The following is an 18,508-nucleotide window of genomic DNA, read 5'->3' as shown; positions in this document are numbered from 1 at the left end:
CTCAGGTGCCGCAGAAGGTGCGGTAGCGACCGAAGTCCTCGGGCGGGCCCTCGGCGTAGCGCTCGAGCCCGGGCCGCTCCTCGAACGGCCGCGTCACGGCCGCCAGCAGGCCCTCCAGGGGCCCGACGTCGTCCGCCTGCGCCGCGGCGAGCGCCTCCTCCACGAGGTGGTTGCGCGGGATGTAGACGGGATTGGACCGGTCCATCAGGTCCGGGTCCGGCGCCAGGGCCCGCCACCGCTGGAGCCAGGCGTCGAAGGCGGGCCGGTCCGTGAACACCGCCTGGGCCGGCCCGGCGTCGCCGCGCGCGGCCTGGCCCAGCCGGCGGAAGAACCCGGTGAGGTCGACGTGGTCCTGCTGCAGCAGGGCGAGCAGTTTGTCGGCCAGCGGGCCGGACACCTGGGCGTCGACGTCCGCGTCCAGCCCGAGCTTGCGGCGCATCCCGGCCGCGAAGGCGTCGCTGAACCGGCCGGAGAACTCCTCCAGGACGGCCGTGACGAGCTCGACCGCCACGTTCGGGTCCTCGTGGAGTTCCGGCAGCAGGGCCTCGGCGAAACGGGCCAGGTTCCACTGGGCGATCGCGGGCTGGTTCCCGTAGGCGTAGCGTCCGGCCGTGTCGATGGAGCTGTAGACGGCCGCGCGGTCGAAGCTGTCCATGAAGGCGCACGGCCCGTAGTCGATGGTCTCGCCCGAGATGGTCATGTTGTCCGTGTTCATCACCCCGTGGACGAAACCCACCAGCAACCACTGCGCCACGAGCGAGGCCTGGGCCGAGACCACCTCCCGGAACAGGGCCAGGGGTGGGTTGTCCGCGTCCGCGGCCTCCGGGTGGTGCCGGGCGATCGCGTGCCCGGTCAGGCGGCGCAGCACGGTGGGGTCCTCGAGACTGCGGGCGTACTGGAAGCTGCCCACCCGCAGGTGGCTGGCCGCCACCCGGGCGAGCAGCGCCCCCGGCAGCGGCCCGTCCTCGCGCAGCACGCTCCGTCCGGTGCCGACCACCGCCAGGGAGCGGGTGCTCGGGATGCCCAGGGCGTGCATCGCCTCGCTGACGACGTACTCGCGCAGCATGGGTCCGACGGCGGCCCGGCCGTCCCCGCCGCGGGCGAAGGGCGTGGGCCCCGATCCCTTGAGGTGCAGGTCCCGCAGGTGTCCGTGATCGCCGTTCCCGGCGCCCAGTTCACCGAGCAGCAGGGCGCGACCGTCTCCGAGGCGCGGGACGTACACCCCGAACTGGTGTCCGGCGTAGGCCTGGGCGACGGGCGTGCCGAGTGCGACGGGGGAGGTGCCCCCCGCACTCGCGGCAGTGCCGGCGTCGGGACCCATGCCGGTGCCGGTGAGGAACCGCAGCCCCTCGGGGGTGCGCAGCCACTCCGCGTCCAGCCCGAGCTCCGCGGCCAGCGGCTCGTTGAGGACCAGCAACCGGGGCTCCGGGGTGTCCTCGGCACGCCACGGGATCGCCAGTTCGGGCAGGTCGGTGGCGAATCGAGCCTGCAGGGCGAGGGCGGGGGTGGTGCGGCTCATGCGTCCAGCGTAGTCATGGTCCGGACCCCGTCACGAGGGGGTGGCCGGACCCCGTCCGGGATCGGGCGGATCGGATGGGTCGGGCGGACACGGCCGGGTGACCGACCGCGGGACGGCTCAGGCGGCACCGTGCCGCCGGGCCTCCTCCACAGCGGAGGCCACGCCGCCGCGCCAGGGTTCACCGTGACCGGGCAGGACGAGCGTGGCGCCGGTGGCCGCCAGCGCGTCGAGTGAGCGCAGCGCCAGGGCGCTGTCCGCGGTGGCCGCACCCGCCACGATCCGCGGGCCGGTCTCCCCGGTGTAGGGGTCCAGGGTCACAAGGGCGTCCCCGCTCAGCAGCACGTCGCGGTCCGGCAGGTGCAGGGCACAGTGGCCGTGGGTGTGGCCCGGGCTCTCGACGACCCGGGGCCTGCCGGGCACCGGCACGATGTCCCCGGCCTCGAGGTCGTCCGTGACCCGTGTGCCCTTCACGGCCAGGGCGCCGCCGGCCAGCATGGCCGTGAGGATCGGCACGGCCCGGGGGTGCTTCAGCGGGTAGGCGGCGCGGGGGTTCTCGTGGGCGTACCGGTAGGGGTGCGCGGCCAGCGTGCGCTCGGCGCGGTGCGCGTACACCGGTACGCCCAGGCGGTGCACGAGGCGCCGGGCCACTCCCACGTGGTCGAAGTGCGCATGGGTGAGCACGAGCGCCCTGACCTCCTCCGGGCGGCGGCCGATCGCGCGGATCGCCCGGCCCAGTTCGGTCCAGACCCCGGGCAGTCCGGCGTCGACCAGGGTCACGCCGTCGTCGTCCTCGACCAGGTAGCAGTTGACGTGCGCGTGGTCGATCAGGTGTACGCCGGGGGCGATGTCCTGGGTCAACATGGTTCCTCCTGTGTCCTCCGGGGGTGTCCTGCGGTCACTGTTCCCCACCGTAGGGGGAAGGAGGGGGCGGGGGAGGAGCGGCCGCCAAGCACCGGCAAGGGCAGGGCCCCGGGTAGTCCGGCTGCGTGAGGGGAACGCATCGCCGGGCCCGGGGCCCTCTGTCATCACTCGCACCTTGATGAGGTGCTTCCCACCGTAGGCGACGGTCGTGGGAACCGGCCGGGTGCCGGCTGGGTATCGCCTGACAATCAGCGCCACCCACCCGGCGGCCGGTTCCCCCGGCTCAATCGGCGAACCTGCCCGTGGTGGGGAAGCGGTGCCAGGCCCGGTGGGCCGGCATCAGTGCGATCAGCTCCTGGACGGCCGCGGCGCCACCCTTGGCGGTCACCACGCCCGCGGTGTCCTGCATGGCCGTGGCCCGGAGCACCTCCTGGCCCGTACCGAAGGCGGCGATCGCCTTGGCGTGACGCCACGCCTCGCCGAGCAGCTTGGCCACCCGCGGGTCCACGCCCTCCGGCCCGGGAGCGGCGGCCTTGGCGTCCAGGCCGTGCGCCGCGTCCGGGGCGGGCGGCGTGGCCGAGGCGAGCAGGACGGCGTCGAACTCCACGGACGCCGCCGTCAGGTAGGTGCGCTGCGCGACCACGTCCTTGCCCAGCAGCCGGGTGGCGGCCTCGCCACCGGACGGGGCGACCACCAGGGGCACCATCCCGGCCTTGTCCACCGCGGCGACCGCATCGGCCAGCTCACCGGTGTCCACGTCCTCGCCGACGATGATCCCCACCTGACGGCCGGCCAGCGGCCACTCACCGCCGACCTGCGCCAGCGCCGGTGAAGGCTCGACGTCGGCCGGGGCCTCGGACGGCTTCGGCGCCGGAAGGCCCAGCCCCTCGGCGACGACCTGGGCCAGCGTGGTGTCGATGTTGGCCAGGGCGCGCAACTGGCGCTCGCGGATGGCCTGTTCGTAGCACTTGCCGAGCTCGAAGGTGTAGGCCTGGGCCACGTGCTCGCGCTCCACCTCGGTCAGGGACCGGAAGAACAACCGGGCCTGGCTGAAGTGGTCGTCGAAGGTGGCGGGCAGCGCCCGTTCCTTCACCGAGGCGGCCACCGGGGCGGGATGGTCGATGAAGGGCCGCTCGCCGTCGGGGGTCTCGAACGGGTTGTTCCCGTCCAGGGTGTTCGGGCGGTAGGGGGCCACTCCGGTGTGCACGGCGGTCTGGTGCATGCCGTCCCGGAGCATGTCATTGACCTCCGCGTGCGGGCGGTTGATGGGCAGCTGGTTCCAGTTGGGGCCGCCGAGGCGGGTGATCTGGGTGTCCAGGTAGGAGAAGAGCCGGCCCTGCAGCAGCGGGTCGTTGGTGACGTCGATGCCGGGGATGAGGTTGTTCGGGTTGAACGCCACCTGCTCGGTCTCGGCGAAGAAGTTCGAGGTGTTGCGGTTCAGGGTCAGCAGTCCGATCGGCTCGACGGGCGCCAGTTCCTCCGGGACGATCTTCGTGGGATCCAGCAGGTCGATCCCGGCGAACATCTGGTCCTCGTTGTCCTCGAAGACCTGCACGCCCAGCTCCCACTCCGGGAACGCGCCCGCCTCGATCGCGTCCGCCAGGTCCCGGCGGTGGTAGTCCGGATCGGCGCCGTTGATGATCTGCGCCTCCTCCCACGTGACCGAGTGCACGCCCAGCTTCGGCTTCCAGTGGAACTTCACCAGCACCGTGGACCCGTCCTGGGCGATCAGTCGGAAGGTGTGGACGCCGAAGCCCTCCATCATCCGGTAGGACCGCGGGATGCCGCGATCGGACATGTTCCAGATCGTGTGGTGCTGGGCCTCCGTGTGGAGGGAGACGAAGTCCCAGAAGGTGTCATGGGCGGACTGGGCCTGCGGGATCTCCCGGTCCGGGTGCGGCTTGACCGCGTGCACCACGTCCGGGAACTTGATGGCGTCCTGGATGAAGAACACCGGCATGTTGTTGCCGACCAGGTCCCAGGTGCCCTCGTCCGTGTAGAACTTGGTGGCGAAGCCGCGGGTGTCACGGGCCACGTCCATGGAGCCGCGCGAACCGACCACTGTGGAGAAGCGGACGAAGACCTCGGTCTCCTTGTCCTTCTCGAAGACCCCCGCCCGGCAGATCTTCGCCGCCGTGCCGTAGCCGCGGAACACGCCGTGGGCGCCGGCACCGCGGGCGTGCACCACCCGCTCGGGGATGCGCTCGTGGTCGAAGTGGCTGATCTTCTCGCGGAAGTGGTGGTCCTGCAACAGGAGGGGTCCCCGGGGCCCGGCGCGCAACGCGTGGTCCGAGTCCTTCAGCCGGGCGCCGTGCGCGGTGGTGAGGAACTCCCCGCCCTGGGCCATCTTCTCCTGCGGGGCACCGGTCTCCTGACCGGTGGGTGAGACCGTGGCGGGTCCCGTCTGGTCCGGCTTCGGTGGCAACGGGCCGGCCGGAGTCGTGGGCTCCTCCAGCGGGGGCGGGACCGGGCCCGGGGTGCCGGGGATCTTGGGGTTCTCGGACATGGTGTTGCCTTTCGCCGTAGGTAAGGGCTCCGACCACCGTAGACAGGGGGCGGGGGGTCTTGGCCAGAAGTGACCGGCGGGAAGTGTGCGGCAGGTGAGCCCTGCGGGCAAGACCTCGCGGACGGGGTCCTGCGCGTGAGGTCGGGAGAGTGGGACGATGGGCGCGAGGGAGACGATGGGGCCGGTACCGGCACCGGGGTGGGGCGGGGTGGTCCGGAACGAGACCGGGATCGGACCAGGACGTGTGAGGGAGGTCCGTCATGGCCAGGGGCACTGACAACCGCCGAGCGGAGGGCTGGGACGCCCTCGGCCGGGCGAGGGACGACCTCAGGGCGACGGTCTTCTGGTGGCTGCTCGTCCGCGGTGTCCTCGCCCTGGTCTTCGGCCTCGTCATGGTCTTCATGCCGGGAGCCGCAGCCGCGGCGCTGAGCATCGTCATCGGGATCTGGCTCGTCCTGGACGGGGTCACCGGCTGCGCGATCGCGGGCCAGCGCAAGAGTACCGGCCGCCGGTGGGGGATGCCCCTGCTCGGCGGGGTGGCGGCGATCCTGGCCGGCCTGGCCCTGGTGGTCTTCCCCTATGCCGTGGCCGTGGTGGGCGGGGTCGCCGTGCTGTGGATCCTCGCCATCGGCCTGGCGGTGCGCGGCCTGCTCGAGATCACCGACCGCCGATCCGGGAAGTGGGGCAGTTTCCTGGGCCTGATCAACGTGGTCGTCGCGATCGTGCTGGCGGTCGTCATGTTCGTGAACCCGCTCGTCGCGCTGGGTGCCCTGGTGCTCGTCGTCGGGATCTACGGCGTGGTGTTCGGGCTGATCACCATCATCAGCGCCTTCCGGGTGCGCCGCGTGTGACGATCCGCCCTGCTGACGCCCGTCGGGCCTGACGGCGCGCCCAGCGGGGCCGGTGGTCGATGGATGGCGCGGAGCACCCGGACCCCGGGGCTCCGCGCCATCCATCGACCGGCAGCCGGTGAGGGCGGCCAGGCTACTCGGCGGGCCACCCCGCGTTCGACTGCGCCGTCAAGGTGTTCCAGAAGGTGGTGTCCGCGGCCTCGATCGACCCGTCGGCGATCGCGCGTGCCGTGGACTCCAGCGTGGTCACGGTCTGCTTGATCAGGTAACCGTTCGACTTCTGGCCCAGGACGGAACCGGGGTTGGAGTGGTCGGACATCCCGCGCATCTCGAACAGCAGCGTGGAGATGCCGTACTCCACGGCGATGCCGTTGCGCGCGATGTTCTCGGTGGCGCCGCCCACGTACTTGCCCAGGTGGCCCCAGCCGGTCGGCTCGATGGCGCCGTGGACGATCGAGCCGAGTCGCTTGGACCCGTCCAGGACCTCGGCGTCCACATTCGGGGTGGTCGGATGCAGGATCGACCCGGAGACCAGTTCACCGTCGGCCTGGGACCGGGAACCCTGGTGGTGCAGGTCGATCATGTAGTCGATGTCGTAGGCCTGCAGCACGTTCTCGTGCAGGGCCCGAGTCTCCGGCTCGACCTTGGCGATGTGGTCCCGGTTCAGGTCCACCTCGTGGGCGTTGTACCGGGTCAGGTGACGGTCCCCGGACGCGATGTAGTCGTCCAGGGAGAAGTCCACGTCACCCATGGCACCATCCGCGTTGAGCATCGGCACCACGAGGATGTTGACCCCGTCCAGCACGCCCTGGTTCTTGCCGGTGCCGAGCGACCTGATGAAGGACAGCGCTCCCTCCGTGGTGAGCTGCTCGTTGCCGTGCTGCTGGGTCAGGTAGAGGATGGTCGGGTTCTGCGGGTCGGAGAGGTACTTGACCAGGTGGATGTCCCGGCCCTTCACGGTCTGCCCGATGACCTCCAGCTCCATGGCCGGTTGCTTGGCCTCCTGTGTGTGCAACTCCGCCACCAGCTCGTCGTAGGTGGTGAGGATCGAGGTGTTGATGGTCTCGTTGCCGCCGTAGTTCGGTCCCTTGCCCACGGCGAAGGCCGGTGGGGCCGCCAGCCCGGACCCCAGCGCCAGGCCGGCGGCGAGGGTGAGGGCGGCCAGCCGGCGGCCCCGGGGGCGCGGGTAACGCTGCGAGCCGGAGGAGTGTGGCGCGGAGGCGTGCGGTGCGGAGTGTGATGAGCGGGTCATGGCATCCTCTCGGGACGGCCCCGGCCGGGTGGGGGCCGGGGCGCGGCGGGTTCTACGGGGAACCACCATGAGGACGGAGGCCTGCCACCCGGGGGCGTGTGACGCGGATCACCCAAGTCAACCCGGGGTTGACCGGGCCGTCAAGCACGCGTCGTGGCCGTCAGCCGCCCCCGCCCGGAGGGTGGTCACTGCGCTGCCTTGGAGTCCCCGTCGATGTTCAGCTGCTGGCCGGAGATGGTCCGGGCGGCAGGGCTGGCCAGGAACACGGCCAGGGCGGCGATGTCGGCCGGGTCGGTGAAGGACTTGATGGCCTGGTTCTCCAGGGCTGCCTCCCGCTCCTCCTCGACGCTGCGACCGGAGGCCTGGGCACGGCCCTCGAACACCCTCTCCAGGCGGGGTCCGTTGACGCCACCGGGGTGGATGGAATTCACCGTGATCCCGTGGGGGCCGAGCTCCAGGGACAGGGTCTTGGTGAACCCGACCAGGCCCCACTTGGTGGTGGCGTAGGCGATCCGGTTCGGGTAGCCGAAGCGCCCGGCCAGGGAGGACATGACGATGATCGAACCGCGCCCGTTCTCCTTCAGCAGCGGAACGGCCTTGCGGGCCACCTCGAAGGTGCCGTTGAGGTTGACGTCCACGACGGCGGCCCAGGCGTCCGGGTCGTAGTCCTCCACGGGCGCGGTGGGGCCGGCGATGCCGGCGTTGGAGACCAGCACGTCCAACCCGCCGAGCTCCGAGCGGACGTCGGCCATCATGGCGTCGACGTCGGCGGCCCGGGACACGTCGCCCACGGAGGCGGTGAGACCCGGGTGCTCGGCCAGGGCGGCCTCGACGGCATCCGGGTCGATGTCCGCGATGTGGACGCGGTCACCGTTCGCGACGAAGGCCCGGGCGATGGCCAGTCCGATGCCGGAGGCGCCGGCGGTGACGAGTACGCGCTGGGACATGGGGATCTCCTCGTTCACGGCGGAGGCCGGCTCGGGGGGACCAGGTCCTGCAGGCGGATGGTCCTCCGGAGGTCCTCACGGTGGATGTGCGGTGGATGTTCTGGAACCAGATCTACGCCGGGCGGCGGGATCCGGCAACGTCAGGAGGGAAGATTCCGCACCGGGGAATGGGGAAGCGCACCGCCCGGCCGGCCTGCGCGCGACCGCGGACGGACTCAGGCCAGGGTCTCGACCCGGTCCCTGCCGTGGGCGTGGCCGGCGCTCGTGCCGGGAGTGCGCCCGTCCTCGCGGTGCGCGGCCAGGGTGGCGAACGGCCCGCCGGCGGCCAGCAGCCCGGCGGGGTCGCCCTGTTCCACGATCCGTCCGCCCTCCAGCACCACCACCTGGTCGGCCCCGGTCACGGTGGACAGCCGGTGGGCGATCATCAGCGTGGTCCGGCCCACCGCCAACCGGTCCAGTGCGGCCTGCACGCGGGCCTCGGTGGTGTTGTCCAGGGCGGAGGTGGCCTCGTCCAGCACCAGCACCGGCGGGTTGCGCAGGATAGTCCGGGCGATCGCCAGCCGCTGCTGCTCACCCCCGGAGAAGCGGTGGCCGCGGGCGCCCACCACCGTGTCCAGTCCCTCGGGCAGGGCGGCGACGGTGTCCGCGAGGGACGCCGCACCGAGCACCTCCCAGAGCCTGGCGTCGGTGGCGTCCGGGTCGGCCAGCAGCAGGTTCTCCCGCACGGTGGCGTGGATCAGGTACGTCTCCTGGGAGACCACCCCGACGATCCTCGACAGCACCTCCGGGTCGATCTCGCGCACGTCGACCCCGTCGATCGTGACCCGCCCCGCGGTGACGTCGTGCAACCGGGGCAGCAGGGAGGCCAGGGTGGACTTGCCGGAGCCGGTCGAGCCGACGACGGCGGTCGTGGACCCCGCGGGCATCACCAGGTCGATGCGGTCCAGGACCGGGCGCCCACCGGTGGGTGACGCACCCGTGGCGGGGGCGGCGCCGTCGTCGTAGGTGAAGGAGGCCCGTTCGAAGCGGACCTCGCCGCGCACCCGCTCCGGGTCCAGCGGGACCGGATCGGCCGGCGGCCTGACCTGCGGGTCCAGGTCCAGGTACTCGAAGATGCGGGAGAAGAAGGCCAGGGCGGTGACCCACTGGACGCCGATGTTCAGCAGGCCCATCACGGGACGGAACACGGTGCCCTGCAGTGCTGTGAACGCCACGAGCGTGCCGATGGTCATCCCCCCGGAGGTCGCGGGGAAGCCGGCCGCGAGGTAGATGACCGCGGGGATCGCGGCGAAGACGACCTGCATGGTCGCCATCCGCCAGCGGCCGGCCAGCTGCGAGCGCATCTCCAGGTCGATCAGGGCCTCGGAGCGATCGGTGAAGCGGGCGGCGTCGCGGGTGGTGGTGCCCAGGGTCTTGGCCAGCCGCACGCCGGAGACGGACAGGCCCTCCTCGACCTGGGTGTGCAGGGCGGCCAGGGTCTGCTGGCGTTCGTCGGTGACCTTGCGGCGGATCAGCGCGACCTTGCGGGAGAGCCAGATGGCCGGGGGCAGCACCAGCAATGAGATCAGGGACAGCTGCGGGGACAGGGCGACCATGGCGACCGCGGTGGCGACGGTGGTCGTGACGTTGGTGGCGACACCGGTGGCCGTGGAGGTGACCACGGACTGCATGCCCGCGATGTCGTTGGTGAGGCGGGACTGGACCTCACCGCCACGGGTCCGGGTGAAGAAGGACAGCGACTGCCTCTGCAGGTGGGTGAAGAGGTCCACGCGCAGGGTGTGCATGACCCGCTGGCCCATCCTCGTGGCCATCCAGGTCTGGACCACGCCGATGGCCGCGGTGAGGGCGGCGACCAGCACCATGGCGGCGGTGAGGGCCGAGAGCAGGGGGACATCCTGGTGCGGCAGGGCGTCGTCGATGACGCCGCGCACCAGGAACGGCTGGGCCAGGTTGACGACGGAGGAGACGGTGATCAGCAGGACCACGACGGCAATGGTCGCCCGGTGCGGGACGAAGAGGGCCGCGATGCGGCGCAGGGAGACGGGGTGGCGCCTCAGCTGCGCCCGGTCCGCGGGGTCGGGCCGTGTGGGCCCTCGACCGCTGCCGCCGCGGCCGGGCGCGGTGCCCGGGGTGGCGGGGGCCGTGAGGGAGGTGGTGGGGGAACTCATGGGTGGGCGCTCCTTCGTGAGGGGCCTCCGTGGCGAGGTCGGGGGTGGGGATGTAGTGAGGTTACCTCACTAAGAGGTTGCAGGTCAATCTCGCGTAGGATGCCACGCATGCCGGTCCCCGCTGATTCCCCCGCCTCCCCGCCCGAGCTCGGTGACCTCATGCACGTCGCCTTCCGGCGACTACGCCGCGGCTGGGGCGAGCAGTTGGCGCCATTCGGCCTGACGCCGTACCAGTTCCGGGCGCTGCAGGCCGTGGCCGGGGGAGTGGCCGCCGCGGACGGTGCCGCCGAGGGGCTGCGCCTGAAGGACCTGGCCGAGAGGCTGCGGATCGCCCCGCGCTCGGCCACCGAGGTGATCGACCAGTTGCAGGACCAGGGGCTCGTCGAGCGGCGGCCCGACCCCGCCGACCGGCGGGCCACGCGCATCGTGCTCACCGAGGACGGCACCCGAGTGCGCGAGCAGGTCCGTGAGGAACGGCGCCGGCAGGCCGGGGACTACTTCTCCGTGCTGTCCGAGGAGGACCGGGCCGAGCTGGCCCGCATCCTCTCCGAGCTGGTGCGCTCGCACCCCTGAGGCGGCCGGCCGGCGTCGGGAGCGATCCGGTGGCGCCCGGATCGGCCGGAGCGGCTCGTCTCGCCAGTTCCTCCGGTCACGATGGACGCATCATCCCGGCAGGGACCGGGGAGATGTCCATCCCAGGATGAGTGGGGCGGCGTGGGGGAATATCCGGGGTGCGGGAGCCGCTGAGACTGGGAGCCCCGATTCGATCCGGAAGGACCCCCATGGCCACCGTAGACCTCACCGTCGACAGCTTCGGCACCACCGTTGCCGAGAATGACACCGTCCTCGTGGACTTCTGGGCCGCCTGGTGCGGTCCCTGCCGCCAGTTCGCCCCCGTGTTCGACGCCGCCTCGGAGCAGCACCCGGACGTCGTCTTCGCCAAGGTGGACACTGAGGCGGAGCAGCAGCTGGCCGCCATGGCCGGCATCACCTCCATCCCCACGCTGATGGCCTTCCGCGGCGGCGTGCTGGTGTTCTCCCAGGCCGGTGCCCTGCCCGGTTCCGCGCTCGACCAGCTGCTGGACCAGGTCAAGGGCCTGGACATCGCCGAGGTGCGGCGGCTGGCCGAGGAGCAGGCCGGTGAGCAGGGCGGCCACCAGCACGACGACGAGCCCTCCGCCCAGGAGGCCGTCCAGTCCGCCGCGGACCAGCTCAACGCGCTGCACGGCCGCTGACCGGCCGCCCGCCTCGCCCGTGGACGGTGGCAGGATGAGGGCATGCGCCCCGATGACCTCGACGCCCGGCTCATCCAACTGCTGACCGACTCGCCGCAACTGCCCGTGCTCGAGTGCGCGCGGCGCCTCGGCGTGGCCCGGGGGACGGTCACCAGCCGGTTGGCACGGCTGCAGGCGGCCGGCGTGATCAGCGCGATCGTCCCCCAGGTGGACCCGGCGGGCTTCGGCTACGACCTCGTGGCGTTCTGCTCCGTGGACATCAACCAGCACGTCGGGCACGAGCCGGTCACCGAGGCGATCCTCTCCGCCATCCCCGAGGTCACCGACCTCTACACGGTCACCGGTGACCACGACCTGCACCTGCGTGTGGTGGCCCGCAACGGCCAGGACCTGCAGGACGTGCTGGACCGGATCTCGCAGGTCCCCGGCGTCGCGCGGACCTCCTCCGCGCTGGCGTTGCGCACCCACGAGCAGGGCCGGACGCTGCCACTGCTGCACGCGGTGGCGGCCTCCGCCGACTGACTGGTCAGACTGTCCACCCTCGGGGGCAGGGAACCGGTCAGATTGCACAGACTGGCCAGCCGTCGGCCGGCTGATTGCACAGCGCCGGATGGCCGGTCACACTCCTTCTCGAGAGTCCTGATGCCCCGAGACGAGGAACGCCGCCATGACCGCAGTCGCCGATGCCCGCCCGACCACCGCCCACGCCGTGCAGGAGCCCGGCGCCGCCGGTGAGACCCGCGTCCCCACCGTCCCCCAGGCCGTCGCGCGGGTCGTCCGCGAGCAGGACACCCTCCTGTTCGGACTGATGGGCAACGGCAACGCCCACCTGATCAGCGAGCTGACCAGCACGGGCTTCCCCTTCGTCACCGTCCGGCACGAGGCGGGCGCCGTCGCGGCCGCGGACGCCGCCTTCCGCGCGTCGGGACGGCTCGCCACCGCCACGGTCACCTACGGCGCCGGGTTCACGAACACCCTGACCGCCCTGGCCGAGTCCGCCCTGGCGCGCATCCCGCTGGTGCTGATCATCGGGGATGCCCCCACCACCGGTCCGCGCTTCTTCGACGTGGACCAGGTCGGCATGGCGGCCGCGGCCGGCGTCGAGACCGTCCGCCTGAACGACCACGACCCCGCCGCCCAGGTGCGCGATGCCTACGCCCGCGCCCGTGCCGAGTCCCGGCCCATCGTGGTCGCCATCCCCTATGACCTGGTCGAGGCGCCGGTGCGCGGCGCCACCGGGTCGGACGGACCGACGGTCGAGGCGCCCCTCCACGGGTCCCTGCCGGTCCCGACTGGTGCCGAGCTCGCTCCCTTCCTGGCCGCCCTGCACGGCGCCGAGCGCCCGTTGATCGTCGCCGGCCGCGGTGTCGTGGACTCCCCCGGGGCGCCGGAGGCCCTGCGCCGGCTGGCCGACGGGCTGGGAGCCTTCATCGCGACCTCCGTGATGGCCCGCAACGTGGCCGGGCCCGAGGGCGACCTGGGCATCGCCGGCGGCTTCGCGCGGCTGGACCGCGCGGAGATCATGCGCCAGGCCGACGTCGTGCTCGTCGTCGGCGCCGGGATGAACCCGTTCCAGTTGCGTTACGGCACCCTCTTCGGAGCCGAGGCGACCGTGCTGCAGGTCGACACGCGGGACTGGAAGCGCCACGAGCGCACCGATCACTTCCTGGTGTCCGACGCCGGGGTAGCCCTGGGCGCCCTGGCGGCGGCGCTGGGTGCCACGCCGGACGAGAACGGCCGTCCCGACGGCGGCTGGCGCGCCCGGCAGCCCATCCCGGCGGCCCCGAGGTTGGAGACGGTGAGGGCCGACGGGTCCGTGGAGGACGGACTCGCCGAGGACGGCCGGCTGAACCCGCGGTCCATGGCCCTGGCGCTGGAGGAGATCCTGCCGGCCGAACGGACCTTCGTGCAGGACGGCGGCCACTTCATCGGCTGGGTGCCCCTGATGTGCTCGGTGCCGGACGCGCGCTCCCATACGTTCGTCGGCACGGCGTTCCAGTCGATCGGGCTGGGCTTCCCGTCCGCCGTGGGTGCCGCCGCGGCCCGGCCGGAGCGCACCACGGTGCTCGTCACCGGCGACGGTGGCGGGCTGATGGCCCTGGCCGATCTCGAGAGCTTCGTGCGCCAGGCCCGCTCCGGCGTGGTGGTCGTGTTCAACGACGCCGCCTACGGGGCCGAACTGCACCAGTACGCCGTCCGGGGCCTGGACGAGGAGGCGATGCTCATCGAGGAGGTGGACTTCGCCGCCGTCGGGCGCGCCTTCGGGGCCGAGGGCGTCAAGGCCCGCAGCCTGACCGACCTGGATGCCCTGAAGGACTGGGTGGCCCGGGGTGCCGAGGGCGTGTTCGTGCTGGACCTGCCGATCTCGCGCAACGTGGTGGCCGAGTACATGGCGGAGTCCATGGCCGGTGCGCAGCCCGCGCCGCGGCCGCTGCCCGTGGACTGACCGCCCTCCGTTGCGGTGGAGGGTGGTGTGGGGAGAAGGCTCCCTCCCCGCTCTCTAAGATGAGTGCATGAGCGAACGTGAGGGTGGTGGCAACCGCATGCTGGAGCGGGTGGCCGCCATCCTCGACGCCGTGGAGGCCGGCCCGGCCTCCGCGAGCGACATCGCCCGCCGCACGGAGCTGTCCGTGTCCACGGTGCACCGGCTCGCCCTGTCGATGGCCGAACTGGAGTTCCTGCGCCGTGATCCGGACGGCCGGTTCCGCCGCGGCGGCCGCTTCGTCCGGTCCGCCCTCGAGAACGCCGCACTGCCCATCCTCACCGCGCTCCGTGACCGGACCGGTGAGACCTCCCAGTTGTGGGTGCGGCGGGGCGGGGACCGGTTGTGCCTGGCCAGCGTGGACAGCACGCACACGCTGCGGGCCACCCTGCCCCCGGGGACCCGTCAACCCCTGCCCGCGGGATCGGCGGGGCGGTTGCTCGCCGCCGAGGACGAGGCCCTGGCCTCGGTCCGGGAGCGGGGCTGGGTGGAGTCCGTGGGGATGCGCACCCCGGGACTGGGCTCCGTCAGCGCGCCGGTGACCGTCCGGGGCGAACTGCTCGGGGCCGTCTGCGTCGCCGTGCCGCTGGCCCGGGTGGTGGGCAGCCCCGGAGAGGACTTCGGGCCCCTGACCGTCGAGGCGGCGGAGCATCTCGCGGAGGTCATGGAGACCCTGCGTCTCAGTTGAGGCCGGGGGTGCCCACCCCCGATGGCGCCCCCCCGTGACGCCCGCCCCCGGTGACGCCCGCCCTGAGTGGCCCCGCGCTCGTGGGCGGTGCCGCGGAGCACCGGCCCCGGACCGTGGACGTCCCGGGTTCCCGCGCCCGGAGGCCAGGCCTGACCTGCGGCGTCGAAGAACATTGACACGGGGTGTTGTGAGCCCGATCACTCATTGCTACTGTCTTCCCACTAAATAGCAAGCGTTTCCCATCTGATGGGAAACCGAGCGGGAGGATATCGCGTGAGCGAAGCCATCAATACCGGGACGAACACCCTGCCCCTGGAGGGCATCCGCGTCATCGAACTCGGCAGCTTCATCGCCGCCCCGTTCGCGGCCCGCCTCTTCGGCGACTTCGGTGCCGAGGTCATCAAGATCGAGCGCCCCGCCGGTGGCGACGAGCTGCGCGACTGGCGCAAGACCCGGGGCCAGACCTCGATGCTGTTCCGCACCATGGGCCGCAACAAGAAGTCCGTCGCCCTGGACCTGCGCAGCGAGCTCGGCCGCGAGGCCGTGCTGAGGATGGCGGCGAGCGCCGACGTCGTGATCGAGAACTTCCGGCCCGGAACCCTGGAGAAGTGGGGGCTGGGCCCGGAGGAGCTGATGGCCCAGAACCCGGACCTGGTGATGGTCCGGATCTCCGGCTACGGCCAGACCGGCCCCTACAAGGACCGGGCCGGATTCGGCAGCTCGGCCGAGTCCTTCGCCGGGTTGCGCTACATCACCGGGGAGCCGGACCGCCCGGCCGGCCGCGCTGCCGCCTCCATGGGAGACACCGTCGCCGGACTCTACGGGGTCATCGGTGCCCTGATGCTCATGCTCCAGAAGGCCCGCGGCGGGGACACCCGTGGCCAGCAGGTCGTGGACGTGGCCCTCTACGAGGGCGTGTTCAGCCTGCTGGAGTCCCTCGTCCCGGACTACGACGCCTACGGCATGGTCCGCAAGCGCACCGGCGGCCGACTGCCCGGCGTGGTGCCCACCGGTTCCTACCCGACCGGGGACGGCCTCGAGGTGGTCATCGGCGGCAACTCCAACTCCGTGTTCAAGCGCCTGATGCGCGCCGTGGGCCGTGCGGACCTGGCCGAGGACGAGACCCTGACCACCACCGAGGCCCGCGGCGCCCGCGAGGAGGAGCTCAACGGCGTCATCTCCGAGTGGACCGGCGCCCGCCCGCTCAAGGAGGTCCTGGACGTGCTCAGCGAGGAGGGCGTGCCGGCCGGCCCGGTGTACGACGCCCCGTCGATCGCCCAGGACGAGCACTACATCGCCCGCGGCATGATCGAGACCCACGAGGTCGTCATCGAGGACGAACCGGAGCTGATCCGCTTCCCCGGCGTGGTCCCCAAGATCCCCGGCCACGACGGCCGGGTCGCCTGGATCGGTCCGGACTTGGGCGAGCACACCGAACAGGTGCTGCGCGAGGTCGCAGGGTTCGACGAGGACCAGATCGCCGCCGCGTCCGCCATCGGCACCGAGGCGGTGCGCTGATGACCGCCATCCAGGTCACCGACGTCTTCCTGCGCGACGGCCTCCAGGACGAGCGCGTCACCCTGACTCCCGCGCAGCGCGTCGAGATCGGCGCGGCCATCACCGCGGCGGGCGTGCGGCGGATGGAGGTCGCCAGCTTCGTCAACCCCAAGCGGGTTCCGCAGATGGCAGGGGCCGAGGAGGTCCTGCGGTCCCTCCAGCAGGGCACGACGGCGGAGCTCACCGTCCTGACGCTCAACGGCCGGGGCGTGGAGCGGGCGGTGGCGGCCGGGGCCCGGCACGTGCAGATCGTCACCTCCGCCAGCCAGGCGCATTCCTCGGCCAACGCCGGGCAGGGGATCGAACAGGCCCTGGCGGGACTGGGGGAGCAGGTGGCGGCCCATCCCGGCGTGGACTTCTTCGCCGGCATCTCGACCGCGTTCACCTGCCCGTTCGAGGGCGCGATCGATCCGGAGCACCTGCTGTGGATGGTCCGGTCCTTCAAGGCCATGGGCGTCACGGACATCGGCCTGGCCGACACCCTGGGCACCACGCCCACGGACGAGCTGATCGCCAGCCTCGACCACGTGCTCGCCGGTGAACCGGGCCTGACCTATTACCTGCACCTGCACAACGCCCACGGTCAGGCCCTGGCCACCGTGGACGCCGCGATCGAGCGGGGCATCACCCGCTTCGACGCCGCCCTCGGAGGGTACGGCGGCTGCCCCTTCGCCCCGGGCGCGGCCGGCAACCTCTCCACGGGGGAGCTGGTCCGCCACCTGCACGCCGCCGGGCACCAGACCGGGATCGACGAGGCCGCGCTGGCCGAGGTGACCGCCCTGGCCCGGAACCTGCTCGCCACGGCCCCCCGGCTCGCCGAACCCTCCCACGCCTGACCTTCACCCCGGGCATCCCGGGCCCCCGGGCTCTCAGGGGCCCGCTATCCTCACCCCCACCTGACGAAAGGGACTGCCATGTCCACCACCTCCACCGACGAGACCACGGAGTCTCACGGCGATCGCGAGGCGATCGAGCAGGAGCTCACTGCCGGGACCGATCCCGCGTCCGAGGGCGGCCTGGGCCACCCTGTCGCCAACGACGTCGACGGCCGCCCGGGTGTCCACTACGCGGGGGCGTCATGGAAACGGATCGCCAGCGTGCCGATCGCGCTCTACCTGGTGATGGCCGGCGTCGTGCTCACGGCCGCCGCCACCGGGGTCCTGGCACCGTCCATGCTCTCCGGCTTCGCGGTGACCATTCTGCTGGGCGGGTTGTTCATCTGGCTCGGCAACCGGGTCCCCCTGATCCGGGACTACGGCCTGCCGACCATCCTCTGCACCTTCGCCCCCGCCACGCTGGCCTACTTCGGTGCCATCCCGGAACCGATCATCACCGTGGCCGGCACCTTCATCGACGAGCAGGGTTTCCTGGACTTCTTCGTCATGGCGATCATCGCCGGTTCCATCCTCGGCATGCCGCGCGCACTGCTGGTCAAGGCCGGCCCGCGGTTCGCCGTGCCCGTGGTGGGCACCATGGTGGCCACGTTCGTGGTGATCGGGCTGGTGTCCCTGCTGTTCGGCAGGGGGTTCATCGAGGGCATCCTGCTGGTGGCCGCGCCGATCATGGCCGGCGGCCTCGGCCTGGGCGCCCTGCCCATGTCCGAGATGTACGCCTCCCGCACCGGCCAGGACGCCTCCGCGTTCATGGGCGACCTGATGTCCGCCGTCGTGCTGGCCAACGTCTTCTGCATCATCATCGCCGGGCTGCTCAACGGCATCGGCAAGAACCGGCCGACCTTGTTCCTGGGCTTCAGCGGCAACGGCGACCTGATGCGCGTCCAGGGCACGCGCGGCGAGCTGTCGATGCCGAAGAAGGCCGACACCTCCACGTACATCGCGCTCGGCAAGGGCCTTCTGTTCGCCGCGGTGATCTTCGTGGTCGGTGAACTGCTGGGCGCGTACCTGGAGTTCCTGCATCCCTACGCCTGGGCGATCATCATCATGGTGGTCCTGAAGCTGACCGGGTGGCTGCCGAAGGACCTCGAGGCCTCCGCCACCGACTGGGGAGAGCTGATCAACGCCGTCCTGGTCCCGGCCCTGCTCGTGGGGGTCTCCCTGACCTACATCAAGATCGACGAGGTCCTCGTCTCCCTGGCCGATCCGTCCTTCATCGTCCTGACGTTCCTGTGCGTGCTCGTGGCCGGGCTCTCCGCCGGCGTCATCGGCTGGCTGGTGAAGTTCAACTTCGTGGAGTCGGCGATCGTGCCCGGCCTGGTCATGGCGGACACCGGCGGATCCGGCGACGTCTCCGTCCTCAGCGCATCCGAGCGCATGCACCTCATGCCGTTCGCGGCCATCACCAACCGCATCGGCGGCACCCTGGTGCTGTTCGTCACCTCGCTGATGGTGCCGCTGCTGGTCGGCTGATCCTCACCCCGAGTATCCAGAGGTCAAAGGATGACCCGGAACGCCCGATGCGGGGTGTTCCGGGTCATCCTTTGGC

Annotated in this window: 15 protein-coding genes; 9 read left to right on the top strand and 6 right to left on the bottom strand. The window is 71.9% G+C overall.

The annotated features are described in order from the left end of the window. Position 1: 1 nt before the first annotated feature. From CITRI_RS0104835 to CITRI_RS0104825, 3 genes are all read right to left on the bottom strand, one after another. The gene (locus CITRI_RS0104835; RefSeq protein ID WP_010143516.1) at positions 2-1,519 is read right to left on the bottom strand and encodes a YdiU family protein; all 1,518 of its coding nucleotides are present in this window, start codon (positions 1,517-1,519) and stop codon (positions 2-4) included. A gap of 117 nt (positions 1,520-1,636) precedes the next feature. After that, positions 1,637-2,380 (bottom strand): MBL fold metallo-hydrolase, encoded by a 744-nt coding sequence (locus CITRI_RS0104830; protein WP_010143514.1) that lies wholly within the window; start codon positions 2,378-2,380, stop codon positions 1,637-1,639. A gap of 283 nt (positions 2,381-2,663) precedes the next feature. Further along, entirely contained in the window at positions 2,664-4,886 is a 2,223-nt protein-coding gene (locus CITRI_RS0104825) for a catalase (protein WP_010143513.1), read from the bottom strand. A 260-nt stretch (positions 4,887-5,146) separates the two neighbouring features. Here CITRI_RS0104825 and CITRI_RS16380 point away from each other — a divergent pair, with 260 nt between their 5' ends. Then, positions 5,147-5,737: an HdeD family acid-resistance protein gene (locus tag CITRI_RS16380; RefSeq protein ID WP_010143512.1), complete on the top strand. Its 591-nt coding sequence runs from the start codon at positions 5,147-5,149 to the stop codon at positions 5,735-5,737. Positions 5,738-5,870: 133 nt separating this feature from the next. Here CITRI_RS16380 and CITRI_RS0104815 read toward each other — a convergent pair whose 3' ends face one another. The 3 genes from CITRI_RS0104815 to CITRI_RS0104805 form a co-directional block, all read right to left on the bottom strand. Next, complete coding sequence (locus CITRI_RS0104815) at positions 5,871-6,989, bottom strand: M14 family zinc carboxypeptidase (protein WP_010143511.1); 1,119 nt, start codon at positions 6,987-6,989, stop codon at positions 5,871-5,873. Between the two features lie 185 nt (positions 6,990-7,174). Beyond that, on the bottom strand, positions 7,175-7,936 hold the full coding sequence (locus CITRI_RS0104810) for an SDR family oxidoreductase (RefSeq protein WP_010143510.1): 762 nt from the start codon (positions 7,934-7,936) through the stop codon (positions 7,175-7,177). A gap of 215 nt (positions 7,937-8,151) precedes the next feature. Beyond that, on the bottom strand, positions 8,152-10,104 hold the full coding sequence (locus CITRI_RS0104805; RefSeq protein ID WP_010143509.1) for an ABC transporter ATP-binding protein: 1,953 nt from the start codon (positions 10,102-10,104) through the stop codon (positions 8,152-8,154). 108 nt (positions 10,105-10,212) lie between these two features. Here CITRI_RS0104805 and CITRI_RS0104800 point away from each other — a divergent pair, with 108 nt between their 5' ends. From CITRI_RS0104800 to CITRI_RS0104765, 8 genes are all read left to right on the top strand, one after another. Continuing rightward, positions 10,213-10,677, top strand: coding sequence for a MarR family winged helix-turn-helix transcriptional regulator (locus tag CITRI_RS0104800; RefSeq protein ID WP_010143508.1), 465 nt, complete (start codon positions 10,213-10,215; stop codon positions 10,675-10,677). Positions 10,678-10,886: 209 nt separating this feature from the next. Continuing rightward, positions 10,887-11,339, top strand: coding sequence for a thioredoxin (gene trxA / locus CITRI_RS16375; protein ID WP_010143507.1), 453 nt, complete (start codon positions 10,887-10,889; stop codon positions 11,337-11,339). Between the two features lie 42 nt (positions 11,340-11,381). Next, positions 11,382-11,861, top strand: a complete 480-nt coding sequence (locus CITRI_RS0104790) for an Lrp/AsnC family transcriptional regulator (protein ID WP_010143505.1) — start codon at positions 11,382-11,384, stop codon at positions 11,859-11,861. Between the two features lie 145 nt (positions 11,862-12,006). Further along, on the top strand, positions 12,007-13,785 hold the full coding sequence (locus CITRI_RS0104785; RefSeq protein WP_010143504.1) for a thiamine pyrophosphate-binding protein: 1,779 nt from the start codon (positions 12,007-12,009) through the stop codon (positions 13,783-13,785). Between the two features lie 67 nt (positions 13,786-13,852). Beyond that, positions 13,853-14,509, top strand: a complete 657-nt coding sequence (locus tag CITRI_RS0104780) for an IclR family transcriptional regulator (RefSeq protein ID WP_010143503.1) — start codon at positions 13,853-13,855, stop codon at positions 14,507-14,509. A gap of 273 nt (positions 14,510-14,782) precedes the next feature. Next, positions 14,783-16,027 (top strand): CaiB/BaiF CoA-transferase family protein, encoded by a 1,245-nt coding sequence (locus CITRI_RS0104775; RefSeq protein WP_010143502.1) that lies wholly within the window; start codon positions 14,783-14,785, stop codon positions 16,025-16,027. Continuing rightward, positions 16,027-16,902, top strand: coding sequence for a hydroxymethylglutaryl-CoA lyase (locus CITRI_RS0104770; protein WP_010143501.1), 876 nt, complete (start codon positions 16,027-16,029; stop codon positions 16,900-16,902). The genes CITRI_RS0104775 and CITRI_RS0104770 overlap by 1 nt, the downstream gene beginning before the upstream one ends. A gap of 78 nt (positions 16,903-16,980) precedes the next feature. Then, entirely contained in the window at positions 16,981-18,432 is a 1,452-nt protein-coding gene (locus tag CITRI_RS0104765) for a 2-hydroxycarboxylate transporter family protein (RefSeq protein ID WP_010143500.1), read from the top strand. The last annotated feature ends 76 nt before the right edge of the window (positions 18,433-18,508 follow it).

The organism is Citricoccus sp. CH26A, from assembly GCF_000224415.1.
In the GTDB taxonomy this organism is placed as follows: domain Bacteria; phylum Actinomycetota; class Actinomycetes; order Actinomycetales; family Micrococcaceae; genus Citricoccus.
The sequence above is the reverse complement of the archived record's forward strand: the minus strand, read 5'-3'. Positions and strand labels throughout refer to the sequence as shown.

Bases quoted from the DNA above. Each gene is read 5' to 3' on its own strand.
- CITRI_RS0104835 (WP_010143516.1), bottom strand. From the start codon at position 1,519: ATGAGCCGCACCACCCCCGCCCTCGCCCTGCAGGCTCGATTCGCCACC.
- CITRI_RS0104830 (WP_010143514.1), bottom strand. From the start codon at position 2,380: ATGTTGACCCAGGACATCGCCCCCGGCGTACACCTGATCGACCACGCG.
- CITRI_RS0104825 (WP_010143513.1), bottom strand. From the start codon at position 4,886: ATGTCCGAGAACCCCAAGATCCCCGGCACCCCGGGCCCGGTCCCGCCC.
- CITRI_RS16380 (WP_010143512.1), top strand. From the start codon at position 5,147: ATGGCCAGGGGCACTGACAACCGCCGAGCGGAGGGCTGGGACGCCCTC.
- CITRI_RS0104815 (WP_010143511.1), bottom strand. From the start codon at position 6,989: ATGACCCGCTCATCACACTCCGCACCGCACGCCTCCGCGCCACACTCC.
- CITRI_RS0104810 (WP_010143510.1), bottom strand. From the start codon at position 7,936: ATGTCCCAGCGCGTACTCGTCACCGCCGGCGCCTCCGGCATCGGACTG.
- CITRI_RS0104805 (WP_010143509.1), bottom strand. From the start codon at position 10,104: ATGAGTTCCCCCACCACCTCCCTCACGGCCCCCGCCACCCCGGGCACC.
- CITRI_RS0104800 (WP_010143508.1), top strand. From the start codon at position 10,213: ATGCCGGTCCCCGCTGATTCCCCCGCCTCCCCGCCCGAGCTCGGTGAC.
- trxA (WP_010143507.1), top strand. From the start codon at position 10,887: ATGGCCACCGTAGACCTCACCGTCGACAGCTTCGGCACCACCGTTGCC.
- CITRI_RS0104790 (WP_010143505.1), top strand. From the start codon at position 11,382: ATGCGCCCCGATGACCTCGACGCCCGGCTCATCCAACTGCTGACCGAC.
- CITRI_RS0104785 (WP_010143504.1), top strand. From the start codon at position 12,007: ATGACCGCAGTCGCCGATGCCCGCCCGACCACCGCCCACGCCGTGCAG.
- CITRI_RS0104780 (WP_010143503.1), top strand. From the start codon at position 13,853: ATGAGCGAACGTGAGGGTGGTGGCAACCGCATGCTGGAGCGGGTGGCC.
- CITRI_RS0104770 (WP_010143501.1), top strand. From the start codon at position 16,027: ATGACCGCCATCCAGGTCACCGACGTCTTCCTGCGCGACGGCCTCCAG.
- CITRI_RS0104765 (WP_010143500.1), top strand. From the start codon at position 16,981: ATGTCCACCACCTCCACCGACGAGACCACGGAGTCTCACGGCGATCGC.